At 54.1% G+C, this 20,956-nt stretch carries 20 protein-coding genes; 14 read left to right on the top strand and 6 right to left on the bottom strand.

The features are described 5' to 3' along the window. Nucleotides 1-50: 50 nt before the first annotated feature. Nucleotides 51-1,064 (top strand): hypothetical protein, encoded by a 1,014-nt coding sequence (locus TW80_RS06230; protein ID WP_045996412.1) that lies wholly within the window; start codon nucleotides 51-53, stop codon nucleotides 1,062-1,064. Here the strand turns inward: TW80_RS06230 and TW80_RS06225 are convergent. After that, a complete protein-coding gene (locus TW80_RS06225) occupies nucleotides 1,061-2,461 on the bottom strand; it encodes a DEAD/DEAH box helicase (protein ID WP_045997055.1) in 1,401 nt (466 codons plus the stop codon). The two genes, TW80_RS06230 and TW80_RS06225, sit on opposite strands and share 4 nt — an antisense overlap. A gap of 444 nt (nucleotides 2,462-2,905) precedes the next feature. Beyond that, the gene (locus TW80_RS06220) at nucleotides 2,906-4,501 is read right to left on the bottom strand and encodes a peptide chain release factor 3 (protein ID WP_045996411.1); all 1,596 of its coding nucleotides are present in this window, start codon (nucleotides 4,499-4,501) and stop codon (nucleotides 2,906-2,908) included. A 12-nt stretch (nucleotides 4,502-4,513) separates the two neighbouring features. On the opposite strand from TW80_RS06220, the gene TW80_RS06215 reads away from it, so the two are divergent. After that, nucleotides 4,514-5,200 carry a hypothetical protein gene (locus TW80_RS06215; RefSeq protein WP_045996410.1) on the top strand — a complete coding sequence of 229 codons (687 nt, stop codon included), beginning with the start codon at nucleotides 4,514-4,516 and terminating at the stop codon, nucleotides 5,198-5,200. Nucleotides 5,201-5,202: 2 nt separating this feature from the next. Here TW80_RS06215 and TW80_RS06210 read toward each other — a convergent pair whose 3' ends face one another. Then, a complete protein-coding gene (locus TW80_RS06210) occupies nucleotides 5,203-6,165 on the bottom strand; it encodes a Hint domain-containing protein (protein ID WP_045996409.1) in 963 nt (320 codons plus the stop codon). 92 nt (nucleotides 6,166-6,257) lie between these two features. Here TW80_RS06210 and TW80_RS06205 point away from each other — a divergent pair, with 92 nt between their 5' ends. The 3 genes from TW80_RS06205 (at nucleotide 6,258) to TW80_RS06195 (ending at nucleotide 9,312) form a co-directional block, all read left to right on the top strand. Beyond that, nucleotides 6,258-7,037 carry an SDR family oxidoreductase gene (locus TW80_RS06205; RefSeq protein WP_045996408.1) on the top strand — a complete coding sequence of 260 codons (780 nt, stop codon included), beginning with the start codon at nucleotides 6,258-6,260 and terminating at the stop codon, nucleotides 7,035-7,037. Between the two features lie 17 nt (nucleotides 7,038-7,054). After that, nucleotides 7,055-8,155 carry a hypothetical protein gene (locus tag TW80_RS06200; protein ID WP_342585889.1) on the top strand — a complete coding sequence of 367 codons (1,101 nt, stop codon included), beginning with the start codon at nucleotides 7,055-7,057 and terminating at the stop codon, nucleotides 8,153-8,155. A 71-nt stretch (nucleotides 8,156-8,226) separates the two neighbouring features. Next, the gene (locus tag TW80_RS06195; protein ID WP_045996406.1) at nucleotides 8,227-9,312 is read left to right on the top strand and encodes an ABC transporter ATP-binding protein; all 1,086 of its coding nucleotides are present in this window, start codon (nucleotides 8,227-8,229) and stop codon (nucleotides 9,310-9,312) included. Here TW80_RS06195 and TW80_RS06190 read toward each other — a convergent pair. Genes TW80_RS06190 through ccmI form a run of 3 tightly spaced genes read right to left on the bottom strand, consistent with a single transcriptional unit; the run spans nucleotide 9,309 to nucleotide 11,223 of the window. After that, nucleotides 9,309-9,557, bottom strand: a complete 249-nt coding sequence (locus tag TW80_RS06190; protein ID WP_045996405.1) for a DUF1289 domain-containing protein — start codon at nucleotides 9,555-9,557, stop codon at nucleotides 9,309-9,311. The two genes, TW80_RS06195 and TW80_RS06190, sit on opposite strands and share 4 nt — an antisense overlap. After that, a complete protein-coding gene (ruvX, locus tag TW80_RS06185) occupies nucleotides 9,554-10,030 on the bottom strand; it encodes a Holliday junction resolvase RuvX (protein WP_045996404.1) in 477 nt (158 codons plus the stop codon). The genes TW80_RS06190 and ruvX overlap by 4 nt, the downstream gene beginning before the upstream one ends. Further along, nucleotides 10,027-11,223, bottom strand: a complete 1,197-nt coding sequence (gene ccmI / locus TW80_RS06180) for a c-type cytochrome biogenesis protein CcmI (protein WP_045996403.1) — start codon at nucleotides 11,221-11,223, stop codon at nucleotides 10,027-10,029. The genes ruvX and ccmI overlap by 4 nt, the downstream gene beginning before the upstream one ends. A gap of 203 nt (nucleotides 11,224-11,426) precedes the next feature. Here ccmI and TW80_RS06175 point away from each other — a divergent pair, with 203 nt between their 5' ends. From TW80_RS06175 to rarD, 9 genes are all read left to right on the top strand, one after another. Then, nucleotides 11,427-12,671, top strand: a complete 1,245-nt coding sequence (locus TW80_RS06175; protein WP_045996402.1) for a sarcosine oxidase subunit beta family protein — start codon at nucleotides 11,427-11,429, stop codon at nucleotides 12,669-12,671. A gap of 202 nt (nucleotides 12,672-12,873) precedes the next feature. Beyond that, nucleotides 12,874-13,086, top strand: coding sequence for a hypothetical protein (locus TW80_RS06170; protein ID WP_045996401.1), 213 nt, complete (start codon nucleotides 12,874-12,876; stop codon nucleotides 13,084-13,086). Between the two features lie 96 nt (nucleotides 13,087-13,182). Then, entirely contained in the window at nucleotides 13,183-13,512 is a 330-nt protein-coding gene (locus TW80_RS06165) for a sarcosine oxidase subunit delta (RefSeq protein WP_045997054.1), read from the top strand. Beyond that, nucleotides 13,509-16,523, top strand: coding sequence for a sarcosine oxidase subunit alpha family protein (locus TW80_RS06160; protein ID WP_045996400.1), 3,015 nt, complete (start codon nucleotides 13,509-13,511; stop codon nucleotides 16,521-16,523). The genes TW80_RS06165 and TW80_RS06160 overlap by 4 nt, the downstream gene beginning before the upstream one ends. Continuing rightward, nucleotides 16,516-17,079, top strand: a complete 564-nt coding sequence (locus tag TW80_RS06155; RefSeq protein ID WP_045996399.1) for a sarcosine oxidase subunit gamma — start codon at nucleotides 16,516-16,518, stop codon at nucleotides 17,077-17,079. Before TW80_RS06160 ends, TW80_RS06155 begins: the two co-directional genes overlap by 8 nt. Nucleotides 17,080-17,231: 152 nt before the next feature. Next, nucleotides 17,232-17,831: a superoxide dismutase gene (locus TW80_RS06150; protein WP_045996398.1), complete on the top strand. Its 600-nt coding sequence runs from the start codon at nucleotides 17,232-17,234 to the stop codon at nucleotides 17,829-17,831. Between the two features lie 171 nt (nucleotides 17,832-18,002). Next, nucleotides 18,003-18,956: a hypothetical protein gene (locus tag TW80_RS06145; RefSeq protein ID WP_045996397.1), complete on the top strand. Its 954-nt coding sequence runs from the start codon at nucleotides 18,003-18,005 to the stop codon at nucleotides 18,954-18,956. Nucleotides 18,957-19,067: 111 nt separating this feature from the next. Continuing rightward, the gene (locus TW80_RS06140) at nucleotides 19,068-20,045 is read left to right on the top strand and encodes a threonine ammonia-lyase (protein ID WP_045996396.1); all 978 of its coding nucleotides are present in this window, start codon (nucleotides 19,068-19,070) and stop codon (nucleotides 20,043-20,045) included. Next, nucleotides 20,042-20,956 carry an EamA family transporter RarD gene (gene rarD / locus TW80_RS06135; RefSeq protein ID WP_045996395.1) on the top strand — a complete coding sequence of 305 codons (915 nt, stop codon included), beginning with the start codon at nucleotides 20,042-20,044 and terminating at the stop codon, nucleotides 20,954-20,956. The genes TW80_RS06140 and rarD overlap by 4 nt, the downstream gene beginning before the upstream one ends.

The following is a 20,956-nucleotide window of genomic DNA, read 5'->3' as shown; positions in this document are numbered from 1 at the left end:
TTTTCATTGGTAGCTGTGATCGGAACATTAACGAGAAGTGAATTGTAACGATGCAACCAGTCCGCCCAAACCGGATCGATGTAGCCCTCTTGTATCAAAACTATGCCCCGTTCGCGTATCAGCGACTTGTTGAGCGGTTGAAAGCGGTGCTTGGGAATAAGGCGAATGTTCTTTTAGGGATGCATCAGGATGGGAGTTTTGGAGTAATTGACGTCGGTGGAGTTGTCGTCAAAGTATCACAAAACAATGCGCCCTTATCCCAAGATGGTTTCCAGAGCGGGCTTTCGTCTCCCTTTACGGCATTAGCTCAGCCAGATGCTAAGAAGCTGGTCGCAGGGCACAAGAAAAATATCTTTGTGACGGTGGGCGATGACAATATCTTAGCGCCGAACATTGATCGTGAAGGAATGCCTTCTGAGTTGCAAGAGATCACTGCCGACGTATTGGGGCATCATAAGGTGCCAACCATATCGGAATTCGTGGTTTGGCTTGCTGTGGCTGCCATAGTCGTAAATGAGCTAACTCGCATGGAGCGCCCTGACCTAATCCATTGGTGCCAATCTGATCAGTTCTTTTTGCCTGACCAAATCGACTTAAGTGACAAACAGAAAGCCATGAGCCTGCAAGTACATCCGAATTTGTTCACAAACGGAGTCGATGAGGAGGGGCGCCAATGGATTGGTTTTCATGCCTACGGCTCCGAGCACATTGTAGGCCATCACGTTTTAGTAAAGGAGACGCCGTTCGCGTTGCCCAAGGTCATTAGAATCGTAAATGACTTTATTCACTCACTTTCATCAGGCGAAGAATTACCTCTCGACGGTCAGGTCGTTCTCGGTAGTAGCGGTGCCTCTCTTCGGGTAACCACCAAAGAACCAGATGAATTGCATCCGCGCATATACCTGTCCGTGGAAATTTTAGATTTAGGAAACGAAGCTAGCAACAAAAAAGGCTCAGAAACAGACAGAACTGGGATGTCAAAGCGCAAGCCATTCTACAAGACGAACACCGGTATCGTTGTGTTGTTGGTCGCAATTTACTTTCTTGCTGGGTTTCTTAATTAGCCCTTCACTCGCTCTGCAAAGCTTAAAGCAATGAATGCTGGCGTGTCGTCACCCATTCCGATGACTTCCGGATCATTGCGGCGATTGCGGTTGCGTGTGTTACGCGGTTTATCGGATTTGGGTTTCTCTTCCGATTTGCTCTCAGGCGCGTCTTGCGGCTTGTCTTCCGGCTTTTTACGCGAACGGCTGCGACTACGTTTTGGTTTGTCGTCTTCGTCTGTTTTTGGCGTCGGCTGATCGACCCGCGCCTTTTCAGGGATTTCAACGCGTGGAATGTCTTCTTTGACCAGTGCCTCAACATCGGCAAGGTTCTTTTCATCGCGCGGAATGCAGATCATGATCGCGGTGCCGGTGCGGCCGGCGCGACCTGTCCGGCCAATGCGGTGGACATAGTCCTCGGCGTTGCTGGGGACATCAAAGTTAAAGACGTGGCTGACCGATGGGATATCCAACCCCCGCGCCGCGACATCAGATGCCACGAGGAATTTCAGATCTCCATCGCGGTATTTGTCGAGGGTCCGCATCCGGTGCGCTTGATCCAGATCACCATGGATAGGTGCCGCGTTGTAGCCGTATTTGTTCAATGATTTCGATACGATGTCGACGTCAGACTTGCGATTGCAAAAGATAATCGCGTTAGAGCAGCTGTCGCCTTCTTGATCAATCAAAGCACGCAAGAGAGCCCGTTTTTGCGAGGGTTCTTTGCGCTTTTCGGAGCCTGCGAACATCACCACACCTTGTTTGATGTTGGTGTTGGTCGTGGCCGCACGGGCAATTTCGACCTTGGCAGGGTTTGATAGGAATGTATTTGTGATCCGCTCAATCTCGGGTGCCATTGTGGCCGAGAAGAACAGCGTCTGACGCGTAAAGGGCGTGCGTTTAAAGATTTCTTCGATATCGGGAATGAACCCCATATCAAGCATGCGGTCTGCTTCATCGACGACCATGACCTTAACGTCCGTCAAGATGAGTTTTCCGCGCTCGAGGTGATCCAAGAGCCGCCCCGGCGTTGCAATCAGAACATCGACACCTTTGTCGATCAGTTTGTCTTGGTCCTTGAATGACGTCCCGCCGATCAACAATGCTTTGGTCAGCTTGGTGTACTTTGCGTAGTCATCAAAGTTCTCTGCAACCTGAGCCGCCAATTCGCGGGTTGGCGCCAGCACCAGTGACCGCGGCATCCGCGCCCGTGCACGACCGCGCCCCAAAAGGGTGATCATTGGCAGGGTAAAGCTGGCAGTCTTACCTGTGCCTGTCTGCGCAATTCCCAACACATCGCGCCCTTCAAGAGCGGGAGGAATAGCACCTGCTTGGATCGGGGTGGGCGTTTCATAGCCGGTTTCGGCAACTGCTTTGAGAACCTTGGCATCAAGGTTCAAATCGCTAAACTTGGTCATTCGCATCCTTATTGCGGAATCGGTCCGCATGTTTTTAGGACGCTTTCTAACCTGTGCGCCCAACCGCAATTGATCGTCATGATCACCGAGGCGATAGCGAAAATAGCTCTTAGCGTCAAGCAATCCACCTATATGGTAGGGTTTATGGGCGCTGTTGCCGCCGCTGCGTCCAAATAATTTTGCAAAACCTGCTGACATTGCTCATGAAGTGTCCGCAAGCAGGGGGATTTCGTGTGCAAACGTCGGATCTAGATGTTGGATCCATCCGTGACATCATTCGCACCGATGATCACCCAATCAAATTCAGTTGCCCAATGGTGGGCGATCCGCTCAATCAAGAATGGACCTTCGTTGTATTGGTAAGAAACGTGTGTGGTTCTGGTTCACACCTAAGAATAGTGACCAAGACCGTGTGTGTTTAAGCCTGCGGGTATCAGTACAAGCTTAGACCATCATTTCCTTCGTTGCCGTTAGCTCGACGTCTGGGTAGTCGCGACCGACCCGATCGATGTCCCACTGCAAACGTGTGAGAAAGACTGTATCACCGTCGTTGTCCGTCGCGATGTGCTGTTTGTTTGCCGCGGCAAATTTCTCAACGGCATCCTTGTTGCCTTTGACCCATCGGGCAGAGGTAAACTGCGATCCTTCGAACCGAACGGGCAACCCGTATTCGAGTTCAATCCGGCTCGCGAGAACCTCAAACTGAAGCGCCCCAACAACCCCAACGATAAAACCGGAACCAAATGTCGGCTTGAACACTTTGGCGGCGCCTTCTTCGGCAAATTGCATCAATGCCTTTTCGAGGTGCTTGGCCTTCATCGGGTCGCCTGCGCGGCACGATTGCAGCAATTCAGGCGCAAAGGACGGAATACCCGAGACGCGGATTTGTTCACCTTCGGTCAGCGTATCGCCGATCCGTAATTGGCCGTGGTTAGGGATACCGATGATATCGCCAGCCCATGCCTCTTCGGCGAGTTCACGGTCGGACGCCAAAAACAGCACTGGGTTGCTGATCGCCATCGGCTTTTTGGTTCGCACGTGGGTCAGCTTCATGCCACGTTTAAAGTGCCCCGACGCCATGCGCACAAACGCAACGCGGTCGCGGTGCTTTGGGTCCATATTCGCCTGCACCTTAAAGACAAAGCCAGTGACCTTGGTTTCTTCGGGGGCAATGCTGCGGGGCTCGGCTGTTTGGACTTGGGGTTCGGGGCCATAATTGGCGAGCCCGTTCATCAGTTCCTTAACCCCGAATGAGTTCATCGCGGATCCGAACCAGATCGGTGTCATTGATCCATTCAGCACGCTTTCTGGATCAAGCGTCGGCAACAATTCGGTGGCCATCTCGATTTCCTCGAGGAATTTCTCAAGCAAATGCGCGGGGACATGTTCCGCCAATTTCGGGTCATCCAGACCGTTGATTGAAATGCTCTCGGCGACCTTGTTACGGTCGGCGCGATCCATCAATTCAAGCCGATCCCGCAAGATATCATAGCAGCCGATAAATTCGCGTCCCACGCCGATCGGCCAAGAGGCCGGCGTGACGTCAATCGCTAGGTTTTCTTGAATTTCGTCAATAATCTCAAATGTATCGCGGCTTTCGCGGTCCATTTTGTTACAAAATGTCAAGATCGGCAGGTCGCGCAGGCGGCAGACTTCGAATAGTTTTTGGGTTTGACTTTCAACGCCCTTCGCGCCGTCAATCACCATGACAGCCGCATCAACCGCAGTCAGCGTGCGATAGGTGTCCTCTGAAAAGTCAGAGTGACCGGGCGTATCGACCAGATTAAAGCGATACTTGTCATAGTCGAACGACATCGCCGAGGCTGAAACCGAGATACCCCGGTCCTTTTCCATCTGCATAAAGTCAGACCGTGTCCGGCGCGCTTCGCCCTTTGCGCGGACCTGTCCCGCCATCTGAATGGCGCCACCATACAAAAGGAATTTTTCGGTCAGTGTCGTCTTACCTGCATCCGGGTGCGAAATAATCGCAAAGGTGCGGCGACGTGCAATTTCAGCGGGCAGTTCAGGGCGATTTGTCATGCTCGATCCTTTATGCGTTTGCTGAACAAAGGGCAATCCATTGCGCGCTTAACGGTTGGTTTGGATTTTGCCGTTAATCCTCAGGATATGCTGAGAACTGTTTTGATTGTGCTCGTGACACTGATCTTCGCTGCCTGCGGTGGCGGCGGAGGTGGTGGTGATGAAACTGAACCGGAACCACAGCCTGCCGACCCTAGGATTGCAAGGCTGGCCGCATATGGCACACTGCAATCGCATATTCTGGGCGATGACGGGGAAGCGGGGATGGATGTCTCACCCGCCAGCGCGGTGCCCGACAGCGGCACGATGAATTTTAGCGGGTTCGCAACATTGCGTGCTGAAACCTCTGGTGCGCATTTGGTGCTCTATGGCGATGCTGTTCTATCGGTCGATTTCGCGACAGGCACAGCGGACGGTTCCATGGATCAGTTTTTCGGCACATCCCCAGAGGGGGCCATCGTCGACTATGATGGGGTGCTGTCGATGACCGGGCGTTCCGATGAGGGCAGCTTGACGCTCGACTACGATGGGGCGCTTAGCCATTCGTCGCATGCCTTGGAGTTGGAGGGGACAATGACAGGGGATTTTGTCGGTGACCCTGTGGGCGGGATTGTCGCTGCTGACTATGATGCTGGGCTTAATTATGACGGACAAACCACGGGCGGTACATTGATCGTGATCGCTGAAGCCGCTGACTGATCCTATCCAGATGTGGCACGGCGCAGCAGCTTTGCTGCGTTATCACTCTGGATCAGATCGCCCTGAATTTCATAGCTCTGATGTTGGCGCGGTTTGTGGTTTTTCGTTTTGCCTAAACCATCGAAGACGGATCGGCTGCGTGGATCGACAAGGTGCGATTCAGCCGCGATACCTTCGGCAAAGATGAGGTAATGTTCGTCAAAGATCAGTTGGAAATAATCGATAAAACCGCCTTTTCGGCGAAGGACGGTTGTGTTGTCGATTAAATGCCGCGCCTTGATCAAGACTTCTGCGCGACCTGCACCGATAAAATCTTGGCGTTGGTAAACCAGTAGGCGGTGATCGGGGCGAACGATAAGGTCGTTTTCATTGTGCAGCGTGCCTTTGGTAATCACGACCGGGGCAAAACGGCCTGTGGCGCGCAAAGTGCATTGACCAATCATTTTGATGGGTTGTTTGCCGCTGTCACGGGTTAGCACCAGATCACCCGCTTCGAGATCTTCAATCGGGCGCATTCGGCCATCGCCCATGGTGATATGGGTGCCGCGCGCGAATGAACCGACTGCGGCTTGGGCAAATTGCGTCGTGGCGGTATGCCGTTCAACGCCAATGAGGCGGTAATCTTTGGCAGGGGCAAAATCGCCCAACGGCAGTAGGTATATCCCAACGATAAGATCGCCTTCGACCTCGACTAAGATTAGCGCGTCTTGTGTGGTGCCGTCTGGGGCAGTCAGCGAAATGCTGCAATCAAGATGGACCAGATGATCAGGCGAATCCGCGCGAAACAACCGATTGCCATCATCCTTAAGCGCAATTTCTGAGGTCTGCGCGTTGCTGGCCAACTGGTAGAGGTCATCCATTGCCAGTTCATCCGCAAAAGAGAGCGGCTCACCGACACGTACCCCATCGGTGGCAACAAAATCTTCTGCTTTGTAGACTTCGACGCTTAGTAAGTGCTCATTCATAAAATCATTGCTACACCCGTCCTTAGTGGAAGGGAATAGACCCCAGTCTGGCGCAATGATAAGAGCAAACAAGTCATTAGCGGAGGATACCCATGGATCTAGGCATCAAGGGAAAGCGCGCATTGGTTTGCGCATCGTCAAAAGGTTTGGGGCGTGGTTGCGCAGAGGCATTGGCCGAGGCGGGCGTTGATCTCGTGCTGAATGCGCGCGGCGCAGAGGCTCTCGAGGCAACAGCAGCCGAGATTCGCAGCAAATACGGTGTTTCTGTCACCACAGTCGCCGCAGATGTCGCAACTGCCGAAGGGCGCGCTGCATTGCTCAAGGCGGCGGGCGAGGTCGATATTTTGGTCAACAACGCTGGCGGTCCGCCTCCGGGCGTTTGGTCAGATTGGGATCGGGATGATTTTATCGCCGCACTTGATGCGAATATGCTGGCGCCGATCGCACTGATGAAGGCGCTCATGCCAGGCATGATTGACCGAGGTTGGGGTCGCGTCGTCAACATCACTTCGGGTTCTGTCAAAGCACCGATTCCGCAGTTGGGATTGTCGAATTCGGCACGCGCGGGCCTAACGGGCTATGTGGCTGGCACATCGCGCCAAGTGGCACAGCACGGCGTGAACATTAACAACCTGTTGCCCGGTATTCACGATACTGATCGCGCAGCGAGCCTTGATGCGGGCGTATCAAAAGCGCAGGGCATTGATATCGCCTCTGCCAAAGCCCAGCGCGAGGCAACCATCCCGGCGCGGCGCTATGGCACGGCGGCTGAATTTGGCGCGGCTTGTGCGTTCCTATGTTCGCAGCACGCTGGCTTTATCGTCGGTCAGAACCTTGTCGTTGATGGGGGCGCAATTAACGCGACAATCTAATGGCGCAAGGGTTCAGCTTGAAAGATCATCTTTTTAATGCCGAAACAGTTACCGTGCTGGGGCGGCATTTTGACGATGCGGGTGTATTTGACGCCCAGCCTTTTGTTGATGATGTGATGGCTGGGCTTGCCCCGCTCGAACTCAAGGCGCGGATCAATTGGATCGCCGAGGTTCTGGCGGGCTATTTGCCTCATGAATTTGACGCGGCAGCGCAAGCGATAAGCTCAGCGCTACCGCCACCGCTTGACCCAACGAAATCTGACGATGATTTTGGGCATTTCATCTATGCCCCGCTGGGTGTCTATGTCGAAACCCACGGGCTTCATGCACATGTCGATCAAAGCCTTTCGCTGCTTGAGCAGTTAACACAGCGGTTTTCGATGGAGTTCTCAATTCGCGCGTTTTTAAACAGCTTTGAGGATCAGACGCTTGAACGGATGCAGGATTGGGTGCTGCATGAGAACTATCATGTGCGGCGTCTCGTTTCCGAAGGTACACGACCGAAACTGCCGTGGGGCACCAAAGTGGGGCTCACCCCTGATCAAACCCTGCCTTTACTCGATCAATTGCACGCAGATCCGACCCGATTTGTCACGCGCTCCGTCGCGAACCATTTGAATGATATCACGAAATCCGATGGCACAGCTGTTATCGGCAGATTGGAAGCATGGCAAAGCCAGAGGGCACAAGTCCCCAAAGAACTGGATTGGATGCGCAAGCACGCATTGCGGGGATTGATCAAGGCGGGCGATCCCAATGCAATGCTGCATCTTGGATATCGGCCCGATGTGGCAATCCATCTGACACATTTCGCGATCACGCCTAACGAGGTCGAAATTGGCGGGGATGCAGAAATTTCTATGGAAATTAAATGCGATCATGATGCCCCGGTAATCGTGGATTACCGCATTGATTTTGCAAAACCTTCCGGGGGCACATCGACAAAAGTTTTTAAGTGCAAACAATTAGAACTAAAGGCGGGAAAGCCGGTCACAATCACCAAACGGCACAAGTTCAAAGGTGACGCAACGACCTTTACCCTGCATCCGGGTGTTCATTGCTTGCATTGTCAGATCAATGGCCGTGTAATTCACAGTGTCGAATTTCATTTGCGCTAAGCTTGCTCTGCATGGCTTTGCTTGCTAGGTGCTGGAAAACCAATCGTTTCAGTCAGGGATAAAACCCACGCATGTCAGCCCCCCGTCTTGAGATCAAAAACATCGTCAAAAAGTTTGACGGCCGTCAAGTCGTGGATGATGTGAGCCTGACAGTGATGCCGGGGCAGGTGACCTGCCTATTGGGTCCGTCGGGTTGTGGAAAGTCGACGACACTGCGCATTATTGCTGGCGTCGAAATGCAAGACAGCGGCACCATTCATGTCGATGGGCAGCTCATTTGCGACACCGTACATCGGGTGCCCCCAGAGGGGCGGTCAATTGGTCTGATGTTCCAAGACTTTGCCTTGTTTCCGCACCTGAGCGTCGGGGAAAATGTCGCCTTTGGTTTGCCCAAAGGGCGCGATGCCCGAACACGTGTGGAGGAACTGCTGAAAAAGGTCGGTATGCTACGCTTTATTGACGAGTATCCGCACCAGTTATCCGGAGGAGAGCAACAGCGCGTTGCCCTCGCGCGTGCCCTGGCTCCTCGACCACGGATTATGCTGATGGATGAACCTTTTTCTGGGCTGGATGATCGGCTTCGTGATGACATTCGCGACGAAACGCTTGAGGTGCTCAAAGACGAAGGAACGGCGGTATTGCTTGTCACGCATGAGCCTGGTGAGGCGATGCGCATGGCGGATGAGATTGCGCTGTTGCGCGACGGTAAGATTGTTCAGCAGGGCGCACCCTACAATATCTACAATGCGCCTGTTGATCGGAAGGCAGCAGCATTTTTCAGCGATATCAACGTGATATCAGGCACTGTTGAAGGCGCGCTAACACAAACCCCTTTTGGTGATTTTCTTGCGCCGGGTGTGCCAGATGGAACTGATGTGGATATTGTGATCCGCCCACAGCATCTAAAAATCGACTTTGACCGCGGCGGCGTCGGGCCGCATCCAACCGCAGAAGATGGAACACCTGCAAAGGCAACAGTGATCCGGGCGCGTTTTGTTGGAGCCTCTAGTTTGATCGAATTCAAGATGGAGCACGACGGGTCCGTCTTAAAAGCCACGGTCCCATCGGTATTTCTGCCCAAATCCGGCACCGCGCTGTGGCTTATGTTCCGGCGTGACCGATGCTTTGTCTTTCCGCGTCAGCAGCTGGGTGACTAGTCACGCTGCAACCGGGCAGCGCGTCCGCCGCGGCGTTTGCTGATTTGGCTTTGACGACCGGGGAGTTGCGCGATGATGTCGCGACGTGCCTCAGCAGACAGCGATGACCATGCTCCGATTTCGTCGATCGTGCGCAGGCAACCCGTGCACAGCCTGCTTTGCGGATGAATGACACAGATTTTGACACAGGGGCTTTCGATTTCGTTCCGCGCCCAGATGTCGTCTGTGTTGTCAGAATTGCTCACGTTGCGGTCCTAAGATGGCCAAGCCGGTCTAGCAGCCCCTGCAAGATATAGCCCGCCGCCACATGGTCAATCACCTCGCTTCGGCGTTTGCGCGATGTATCTGCCTCCAGCAGGGCGCGCTCGGCGGCGACGGTAGACAGGCGCTCGTCCCAGAACGTGATAGGCAGCGGGGTCAATTTTTCTAGGTTGCGTGCAAAGGCGCGGGTCGCCTGACAGCGCGGTCCTTCGGTGCCGTCCATATTCATGGGTAGCCCCAGCACAATTCCTTTGACGTCACGCGCTGTTGTGATCTCAAGTAGCTTCGCAGCATCCACGCCAAATTTCTTGCGTTTGATGGTTTCAAGCGGCGTGGCAACACCGCGCATAACATCGGAAATTGCAACGCCAATCGTGGCTGTACCCAGATCAAGCCCGGCGAGCGCACCGAAATTCGGGATCGCAGCGACGAATTCTTCGGGGGTTTCAAGTATCATTGGTCAAATCCTAACGCGTTCGCGGTATCGTCCAGCAGTTCAACGGCACTTGCGTTTGCCCCAAACAGATCCCGCGCCTCGGCCAAAATACCGCGGGCAGATTGGGTGTCGCCTAGCACGGCATAGGCCCGGATCAAACGGACCCAATCGGTGACGGGGCCGCCTTCGCTTGCGAGCCGGTCCGATAGGCGGGTAACCATCCCTTGGATCATCTCCTGTCGCTCATCTTCCGTCAGCTCTTGGGCGTTTTCGATATCCGCAAGGGACGGGCCGCGAATTTCAGACAGCACATAATCGATGCCAGCGCGATATGCCGCGTCTTCGATTTGTCCACGGGCCGAGGCAACATGGAAATTCTGAGGATCACCATTCTCGGCGATGTCACGCCAAAGCCGATAGGCCAAATCCGGGCGATCCGTTTGGTTGTACAGGGCACCTAAATAATAGCGGCCCGCCACATTGTTCTCGTCTTGGCCCAAAATTCGACGGATTACCTCTTCGGCTTGGGGTGAAATAAATCCATTGGCAGCAGCGACTTGCAGATCAACGAGCCGTTCTTGGTCGGCGAGGGTTGCGGATTGTCCTAAGATTTCGATGAGCTGTTCTTGGGCGCGTGCGGCGGCTGCATATTGGCGCAGTTCAGCCTCGTGAAACGCGAGGCGCGACCATGCTTCTGGGTCATCGGGGCGTGTCGGGGCAATGATGCGGAGCTGCGCAATCGCATCTAAATATTCTTGTGGTGCCTCAACTGGGGCGGGCGCAGGCGCTGCTGCCTCGAGTTCGGATTGTGAGGGGCGGTTTTCGCGCATCGCATCGCTCGCGCTAAGCCGAGCATTCAGTGGCAGGTCGCCGTAGCCAGGGGCGCCGATACTCCAATATAGCCCAAATGCAGCAATGCCCATAATCGCCACAATGCCGTAGGCGAAAGCTGGTTTAATCCCGTTTGAGGTCCGGCTTTCAGAAACGCTTTTGTTCGCGGCGATCAGGCGACGCGCGATTTCTGCGCGTGCGCGTTCCGCCTCTTGTTCAGGCAGAACACCCCGTTCGAGGTCGCGCGCGATCTCGTCTAGCTGTGCCTTGTAGACCGCAATATCCGGATTGTCGCCGCTATCTTGATGCGAACGCATCATGGGGGCGGCCAGAATTCCCGCAACGCCAAGCGTCAAAACAGCGCATATCAGCCAAAAGAGCATAAGGTCCCACCTATCAGAGTGCAGATGACATACCTGCCAGAACCTCGACTGGAAAGGGGGATGCGACGACGTGGCATTGCGGTCAAAATGCCCTATGTCGTAAATTGTCGGCCAGACGCCGCAGACAGTATCCACTTGGCACGGCGAAGCGTCCAGATAGGATGCAGCAGACCTGCCAAGAACTATAGGGAATCGATGATCGCATGAAACGTTATTCCGCCTTTGCCATCGCCCGCGAAGCTATGCGCCAGCACACCGGTTGGGACCGGGCCTGGGCCAAGCGCGAACCCAAAATGAAATACGATGTGATTATCGTCGGTGCAGGTGGGCACGGTCTGGCGACGGCCTATTACCTTGGTAAGAATTTTGGGATCACCAATGTCGCGATCTTGGAAAAAGGTTGGTTAGGCGGCGGGAACACCGGGCGTAACACAACGATTATTCGTTCCAATTATCTGCAAGATCCTTCGGCCGCGATCTATGAAAAGGCGCGTAGTCTCTACGAAACGATGTCGCAGGACTTGAACTACAACGTCATGTTCAGCCCACGTGGTGTGATTATGCTTGCCCAAACGCAGCATGAGATACGTGGATATCAGCGCACTGCACAGGCGAATGCCTTGCAGGGGGTGAAAACAGAATGGATCGGTCCACAGCGCGTCAAAGAGCTGTGCCCCATTATGAATATCGACGGTCCGCGCTATCCCGTTCTGGGTGGGCTGTACCAAGAACGCGGCGGCACGGCGCGGCATGACGCCGTTGCATGGGGCTACGCGCGTGCCTGTTCCGATATGGGTATGGATGTGATCCAAAAATGCGAGGTCACAGGTGTCCGCCAAGAAAACGGCAAAGTTGTCGGCGTTGACACCAGTAAGGGGCCGATTGATTGCGATAAGCTCGGGATGGTCGTGGCGGGTCACGCAAGCGTGCTGGCGCAAAAGGCAGGTTTCCGGTTGCCGATTGAATCGGTTGCACTTCAGGCCTTGGTTTCTGAGCCGATTAAACCTTGTATGGATGTGGTTGTCATGGCCAACACCGTGCATGGCTACATGTCACAATCTGATAAGGGCGAGATGGTCATCGGTGGCGGCACCGACGGATTTAATAACTATACGCAGCGCGGGTCGTTCCACCACATTGAGGAAACCGTGCGTGCCCTGGTTGAGACATTCCCGATGATTTCGCGGCTCAAGATGCTCCGCCAATGGGGCGGTATTGTCGATGTGACGGGGGACCGTTCGCCGATTCTGTCCAAGACACCTGTTGAGGGCGTCTTTGTGAACTGCGGTTGGGGGACTGGCGGGTTCAAAGCGATCCCCGGTTCTGGTTGGGCGATGGCAGAGCTGATGGCCAAGGGCCAGTCTCCATTGACCGATGAATTCAGCATGTACCGTTTCCGTGAGGGGAAATTCATCGACGAAAGCGTCGCCGCAGGGGTGGCGCACTGATGAAACACAAGGGTGATATCTGTTCTGTTGGACAGCATCATAGCGAAATCGTGACCGCCGGGCCGAGCGCGGTGGCGGCTTTCGGCCTACCTGAGGTTGCGGATTCGGCTGTGAATAGCCAAATCCCTGCGGGGAATTTCGCTTATCTTCCATTGGCTTGTGGGATCAGCAAAGTAGACGCATCACAGCAAGGAGATGCGACATGCTTGATTTCACGAAAAAGCCTCAACGGAACCGAAGCGGGGTCTCCTTCTTCTTCGGGGTTGGTGTTGCATTTGCTGCGATCCTTGCCGTCATATTTGCGATGGGACAAGCCTCTGCGCAGGCCGCTCCCCACGGTCCTGCACCATTGGTGCCTATCTCAGTGTCTACGCTTGACGGCGCGCCTGTCTCTTCTGAGGCAGGCACTTTCTAACTACTCCTCTCATACTTCTTCCCAAGTCGTGAAAGGCGGGCACATGCGTGTGTTCGCCTTTTGCGCGTTGTCACAGACGAACCCAAAGGTGACCCCATGCTGATCTTGCATTGCCCATATTGCGGCGTTGACGCCGATGAAACAGACTTGCACGCAGGCGGCCAAGCGCACCTAAAGCGCGAAGGGCCGGGGTCATCGGACGAAGATTTTGAAGATTACCTGTTTTTGCGCGCAAACCCAAAAGGTGTGCACTTTGAACGTTGGCGCCACGTCTATGGCTGCGGGAAATGGTTCCACGCTGCGCGGTGTACCGCCACGCTTCAGGTGTTCGGCACATATCCAGCCCAGACGCTGGAACCACCACAAGATATCAAAGACAAAATCGCGGACGCGCGTCCCGGTTGGTCGTGGGGAGATAAAGAATGAGCACCCGTCTCGCCGGTAAGGGCCGTTTAATCAACAAAAGCAGAGCCGTATCATTTCGCTTTAATGGCAAGAACCTGAGCGGCTTTGAGGGCGATACGCTTGCCTCTGCGCTTTTGGCAAATGACCAGATGCTTATGGGGCGGTCTTTCAAATATCACCGTCCGCGTGGGGTTGTAGGGGCTGGCGCAGAAGAACCCAATGCGCTTGTCAACCTTGGCGAAGGGGGGCAGTTTGAGCCGAACCAACGTGCCACAACGACCGAGATTTTCGACGGGCTAACTGCGACTTCGCAAAATCACTGGCCCAGCCTTGAGTTCGATGTGGGCGCGATCAACACCGCGTTCTCGCGCTTTTTGCCTGCTGGCTTTTACTACAAGATGTTCATGTATCCTCGTGCGTTTTGGAAACATGTTTACGAGCCATTTATCCGCCAGTCCGCTGGATTGGGCAAAGCACCGAAAGATCGCGACACCAGTACCTACGAACACTACCACGCCCATGTCGATGTGCTGGTCGTTGGCGGCGGCATTGCGGGTCTTGCTGCCGCGCAGGCAGCAGGTGAACGCGGTGCCCGCGTTTTGCTGATCGAGCAAGGCAATTCTTGGGGTGGACGTGCGATGGTCGATACGCCCACAATTGATGGCATAGCTGCCGAAGAATGGGTGAATAACACCATTCAAGCACTTGAAAATATGCAGAATGTCGACCTTCGACTGCGCTGCATGGGGGCGGGTGTCTATGACCATGGCTATGTCTTGGCCTATGAACGGCTTACTGATCACGCGCCAAAGGATGAAGGCCCGCGTCATCGCCTGTGGCGCGTCCGTGCCAAACAAGTTGTCACCGCGACAGGCGCGATTGAACGCCCGCTTTCCTTTGCTGGTAACGATATTCCCGGTGTCGTTCTAAGCGCGGCGGTCCGTGATTATGCGGTAAACTACGGGGTATCGTTGGGGGATCGCACAGTTGTTGTGACCAACAATGACGATGCCTACCGCACAGCGATTACGTTAAAGCAGGCGGGACTTGATATTCCTGCAATCATTGATGCACGCCCGACAGCCCAAGGCCCATTGATTGATGCCGCGCGCGCGCTTGATATTCGCATTGAATTTGGCAAGGGCATTGCCAAGGTCAAGGGCGGCAAGCGCGTGAAATCGGTCGGGATCTGCGCCCAAGCAGGAGAGGGTGCCGTTCTCGAAGAGATCGAATGCGATTGCGTTGCGATGTCTGGCGGTTGGTCCCCAGTTGTGCATCTGTGGTCACACTGTGGTGGCAAGCTGGTTTGGGATGCTGAGCAGGTCATGTTCCGACCCGATCACGAAAACCCGCCGCTTGGCGCCGATGGCGCGGCATTTGTCGCGACGGCGGGTGTGGCGAATGGCCATTTGTTCACGGCAGAGGTCGTGGCCGATGGTTGGGCCGCTGGCCGTTCCGCTGCCAAAGCTGCTGGTCATGTCAAACGTGGCGGTCAGGCACCGATTGGCGAAGATGCCGAAGAGGGACCGATTTCTTCGGTCTGGTTGATGCCGCAGGGGGCGAAACATGCGCTGCGCTCCAAAGCGTGGTTGGATTTCCAGAATGACGTCAAAGTTTCGGATGTACAGCTCGCTGCGCGCGAAGGTTTTGAAAGCGTCGAACACGCCAAACGTTACACCACTTTGGGTATGGCGACTGATCAAGGAAAGTTAAGCAATATCAACGGTCTTGCGATCTTGTCTCAGTCTTTGAATGATGAAATTCCGAACGTTGGAACGACAACATTCCGCCCGCCTTATACGCCGATTTCGATGGGCGCGATTACCGGTGTCGCACGCGATGCATTATTCCAGCCAATTCGCAAAACGCCCGTCTCGGATTGGGCCAACGCGAACGGGGCCGATAATGAACCTGTCGGACAATGGCGTAGGCCCTACGCCTATGTCCGTGGCGGTGAAACGGTCCATGATGCTGTAAACCGCGAGGTCAGAAACGCCCGCGAGAATGTCGGCCTGCTTGACGCATCCACTTTGGGTAAACTGGTCGTCAAAGGTCCAGATGCGGGCAAATTCTTGGACCTGATGTATACAAACATGATGTCCACGCTACCCGTCGGGAAATGTCGCTATGGGCTGATGTGCTCGGAAAATGGGTTCTTAATGGATGACGGTGTGGTCGTGCGGATGGACGACAACACGTGGCTCTGCCACACGACGACTGGCGGCGCAGAACGCATACACGCCCATATGGAAGACTGGCTTCAGTGCGAATGGTGGGACATGCAGGTCTATGTGGCCAATGTGACCGAGCAATATGCGCAGATCGCTGTTGTGGGTCCCAAGGCACGCAAACTACTGCGCAAGCTGGGTGGCGATATGGACCTGTCAGCAGAGGCGCTACCATTCATGCAATGGAAGGCCGGCAAGATCGGCGCATTTGACGCACGGGTTTTCCGGATCAGTTTCTCGGGCGAATTATCTTACGAGGTTGCAGTGCCTGCCGGTCAAGGTGCGGCGTTCTGGGACGCATTGCTAGAGGCTGGTGAGGAATATGGCGTGATGCCCTATGGCACTGAGGCGTTGCACATAATGCGGGCCGAAAAGGGCTTTATCATGATTGGGGATGAAACTGATGGGACGGTGATCCCACAGGATTTGAACCTGCAATGGGCGCTATCCAAAAAGAAAGAAGACTACATTGGCAAGCGCGCGCATACGCGCAGCCATATGGCGGACCCAAATCGGTGGAAACTGGTTGGCCTTGAAACGCTCGATGGGTCGGTCTTGCCCGACGGGGCCTATGCGATTGCCGATGGCACGAATGACAATGGTCAGGGCAATACCCAAGGGCGCGTGACCTCGACCTATTATTCACCCACGCTTGATAAAGGCATTGCAATGGGATTGGTCCATAAGGGCCCTGATCGCATGGGCGAGGTAATCGAATTCAACAAGGTCGATGGCACAACAATCGCCGCAAAAATCGTTGATCCGGTGTTCTACGACAAAGAAGGGGAAAAGCAGGATGTCTAATGCAGTGAGCGCATTGAACGGCAAAGTGGCCCCGGGCGAAGTCACTATTCGCGAAGACGGTCTGCGCGGGATGATCACCCTGCGCGCGGATCTTGCTGATAGTAAGGTCAAATCGGTATGCACAGGTTTGTCTGGTGTTGATTTTCCGATGCCGGGGCATGCGAATTGCGTTGGCGACAAGGGGCTTTGCTGGATGTCCCCTGACGAAATGCTCATCCTTGTGCCCTATGCCGAGGTGGAAGCAGCGCTTGAGCTGATCAATAAGAACCTCAAGAAAAAGCACTTCCTGGCCGAGAATGTCTCGGACGCGCGGGCGCTCATTTTGGTCGAAGGTAGCTATGCACGTGACGTGATCGCGAAGCTCGCACCGGTTGATTTGCATCCTGATGTATTTGGTCCCGGAGATTTTCGCCGTAGCCATCTAGGGCAGGTCGCCGCAGCGTTTTGGATGCGTGACGCAGATACATTTGAGGTTATCTGCTTTCGCTCTGTGGCGGAGTACACCTTTGGATTGCTTGAGGCATCGGCCCAAGCAGGCCCCGTCGGTCATTTTTAACCCATTTGAGGGCAGGGCGACGCATGCCCATTGGTTGTGCAAATATGAACAGCAGCATGTGAACCATCGGTTCATTCACTGCTAGGTCTTGACCTTGCGCTGCCATGTGAGATGTATCGTGCATCCTGTCCTCAACACAGAAAGTTAAGACAATGGCTTTTACACTCCCTGATCTTCCATATGCACATGACGCACTTGCTGCAAAAGGCATGTCCGCCGAAACGCTGGAATACCACCACGATCTGCACCACAACGCTTATGTGACGAACGGCAACGCCGCCATCGCCGGGACAGAGTGGGAAGGCAAGACGCTTGAGGAAATCATCGTCGGTACCTACGATAAAACTGCGGTTGCGCAAAACGGCATCTTTAACAACATCTCTCAGCTATGGAATCACAACCAGTTCTGGGAAATGATGGGTCCAAACGACACAGGCATCCCGGGCGAACTGGAAAAAGCACTGGTTGAAAGCTTTGGTTCTGTCGAAGAATTCAAAACACAATTCAGCGCAGCGGGCGCAGGTCAGTTCGGTTCTGGCTGGGCTTGGCTTGTCAAAGACACTGACGGCGCTCTGAAAGTGACTAAGACAGAAAACGGTGTGAACCCGCTCTGCTTTGGTCAAACTGCACTGCTTGGTTGCGACGTATGGGAGCACTCCTACTACATCGACTTCCGTAACAAACGCCCTGCATATTTGACCAACTTCCTTGATAACCTGGTCAACTGGGAAAACGTCGCTGGCCGCCTGTAATCTGGCCCCAGCCTAAGACAAAGCCCATCGCGTTTTGCGCGGTGGGTTTTTTTTATTTGTTGTGAAAAGGAAGGGGGAAGTTGAGATTAATTTTCCCGGTTTGGTTGTGCTTCAATGCGGTCGAGTGGTTCCTATATTTTATAACAGTTATAACAAAAATAAGAGGTTAATTTGATCGTCATTCAATCATTGGGTCTGTCTTTTCGTATTTTTATTCGCTTACTTTTTATTTTGCCGCTATTGGCTGTCTTATACATAACACTTCAATTTTTGCTGTTTGGGGTGACCATCGCTTTGCTTGGTCCGTCTTTGTTCGTTTCCCTTTTGGCGATGCTATGTTCTACTGTCATCGGTGTACTTGTTTCGTGGTTTATCACCATGCATCCGTTTTTTGTTGGGGTGAAAATCGGTCTGCGCTGTTTGGACGTTCCTGTCAAAAAGGAACGCGCCATTAAAACTGTTATTGGATATGGATTTGTAGATTGGCTGGCCATCTCGGGTGTTGCCTTTATCGTCATAACTGGCACCCTGGCTTTGGCGGGTGATCTGGCGCATCTTGGGTTACCACAGGACAAAGATCGTGTTCTTGACCCGACGGCTGCTTTTGCTGATCTTATCTATCGACGGGACATTGCAATACCGACAATTTTGATCGGCTTGAGTGTTTTGCTAATTCGTTCTGCGTTACTTCCTGCGATTGCTTCTTTTTTGACAGCAGATCAGGTGGGCAAAGTGCGCCTGTCTAATTTTGATGGGTTCGGGGCAAAGCTGCCGACCATGATTGCCCTATCTGTGCTGAGTTGCGTGATCCCGCTAGGGGTGATGCCCATCGTTGGCGAGGCGCAAGAGTATCTGGGATTCATAAATGTGTTTACCGAAACTTTTGAGGCGACACATAATCTGGTTCTTGGTCGCGATATTGAGGCATCGGTTAATACGTTCATCTATATTGCCATAGCAGTGTTGATATCGGTTTGGGCGTTCAGCCTGCAATGCGCAGGAGCTGCTGTCATTCAAAAGGCACGTATCGCCGAAAGTGGAAACAACTTGATGCAGGGGCAAGGTGCAGATGTTGACGTAGGTGAATTGATGCGGTCGCGTATGCCTGGACGTGGCGGATCATAATCTGGCGGGTCGGTTTGACAAACTAGTGAAAAGACATGTGTTTTGGACTGCAAGTCTGGACAATACTGGCACTGCGTGAAACACCTCACTGGTCTACATTCAAGGCTAGAAATGTCCGTTCCAAATTTATCCGCAATAAACGCGGCCGCCGAGCAATTGCACGGGGCCGCTATCGAAACTCCCGTTCTGCCGCTGACATCTCAGCGTTGGGACGGCATATTGCCAGACTGCGCTAGTGCGACGGTCAAGCTTGAATTGTTCCAACAATCTGGGTCCTTTAAGGCGCGTGGTGCCTATCTGGGGATACAGCAGTTAAACGCGGACCAGCGCGCTGCGGGTGTTGTCGCCGCAAGCGGTGGCAATCATGCCTTGGCTGTATCATGGGCGGCGCAGGCTGCCGGGGTCGATGCACTGATTTGTATGCCACGCGCGGTCGATCCCGCACGTATCGCTGGTTGCGAGGCTCTTGGCGCAAAGGTCGCCCTGTTCGACGATATGGCCGCTGCGTTTGCCGCAATGAATTCAGAGGCCGAAGCAGGACGTACCCTTATGCACCCGTTTGAGGGCGCGCATATGACGTTGGGCGCTGCGACTTGTGGCGCTGAATATCTCCGTCAGGCGCCTTATCTGGATACATTTATCGTGCCGGTCGGGGGTGGTGGTCTCATCAGCGGGATGGCCTGCGCGATCAAACAGCTAAAGCCAGAGGCGACCGTAATTGGTGTCGAACCAACAGGTGCGGACAGCATGTATCGCAGCTTTGCGGCGGATAGGCCCGTGACGCTTGATGGGGTGAATACCATCGCCGATAGCCTTAGCGCGCCCTATGCATTGCCTTATTCGTTTGGCATCGCCAAGCAATACGTTGAAAAAATCGTTCACGTTGACGATGACCAAATGCGCAAAGCGATGGAGCACTATTTGCGGAAACTCCGCATCATGGCAGAGCCTGCTTGCGCGTCCTCTTTGGCGGCAATGATTGGTCCTTTACGCCAAGAACTTGCTGGGAAACACGTGGGTATCATCGCCTGTGGGTCGAACATCAGCCTAGCGCGGTTTAACCAACTGATGCCCGAGCTAGCCGCGTGACCGACCCTGCCAAAGGGATCGTCGCGATCATCGCGACCTGTGTCGTTTGGGGGCTATCCCCAATCTATTACAAGGCGCTGGCGCATGTGCCGCCGCTCGAGGTGTTATCGCATCGCGCGCTTTGGTCATTTGTGATGTTTGCGGCGATCCTGTTGGTGCAGCGCCGTTTGGCTGCCATGTGGCAGGTGGTCAAGTCTCAGCCGATGCTCATGATTGCAGCGTCAGTGATGATTTCGGCGAATTGGTTCATCTTTATTCTCTCGACCCAGATTGACCGCTCGACCGAAGCAAGCATCGGCTATTACATCTACCCGCTACTGGCGATCCTGCTTGGGCGAGTCGTATTCGGTGAAAAACTAAGCCGAATCAAATGGATCGCGATTCTGCTGGTTTTGGCTGCTGTTGTGGTGTTGACCGTCGGCTTGCAGATCGTGCCGCTGGTTGCCCTGGCGCTTGCGATTACCTTTGCGATTTATGGTGTCATCAAAAAGGGGATCGACGCCGGGCCAATCTTGACCGTCGCGGGCGAGGTAGCATTGGTGACCCCTTTGGCCGTGGTTTGGTTGGTTGGCGTCCATTTTGCAGGTTTCCAAGGGTTCCAGCCCGCATCGGGTGGTATATTTGGAGCCAATTTGCGCGATACGCTCTTGCTGATTTGTGCAGGTCCGATCACTTCGATCCCGCTGATCATGTTTGCCTACGGTGCGCGCCGCGTTGCGATGGCGACGACGGGGATCGTGTTCTACCTGAATCCCACACTCCAGTTTCTGGTCGCCGTGCTGATCTTTGCAGAGCCATTCGGCACCGTGCACATGATCGCATTTCCGATGATATGGGCAGCGGTGATATTGTACTCGGTGACAGCACTCCGGCAGGATAGGGCGGCGCGTAAGTTGGCTGCGCTTGGTTAA

Source organism: Loktanella sp. S4079, from assembly GCF_000967725.1.
Taxonomy (GTDB): domain Bacteria; phylum Pseudomonadota; class Alphaproteobacteria; order Rhodobacterales; family Rhodobacteraceae; genus Yoonia.
The sequence above is the reverse complement of the archived record's forward strand: the minus strand, read 5'-3'. Positions and strand labels throughout refer to the sequence as shown.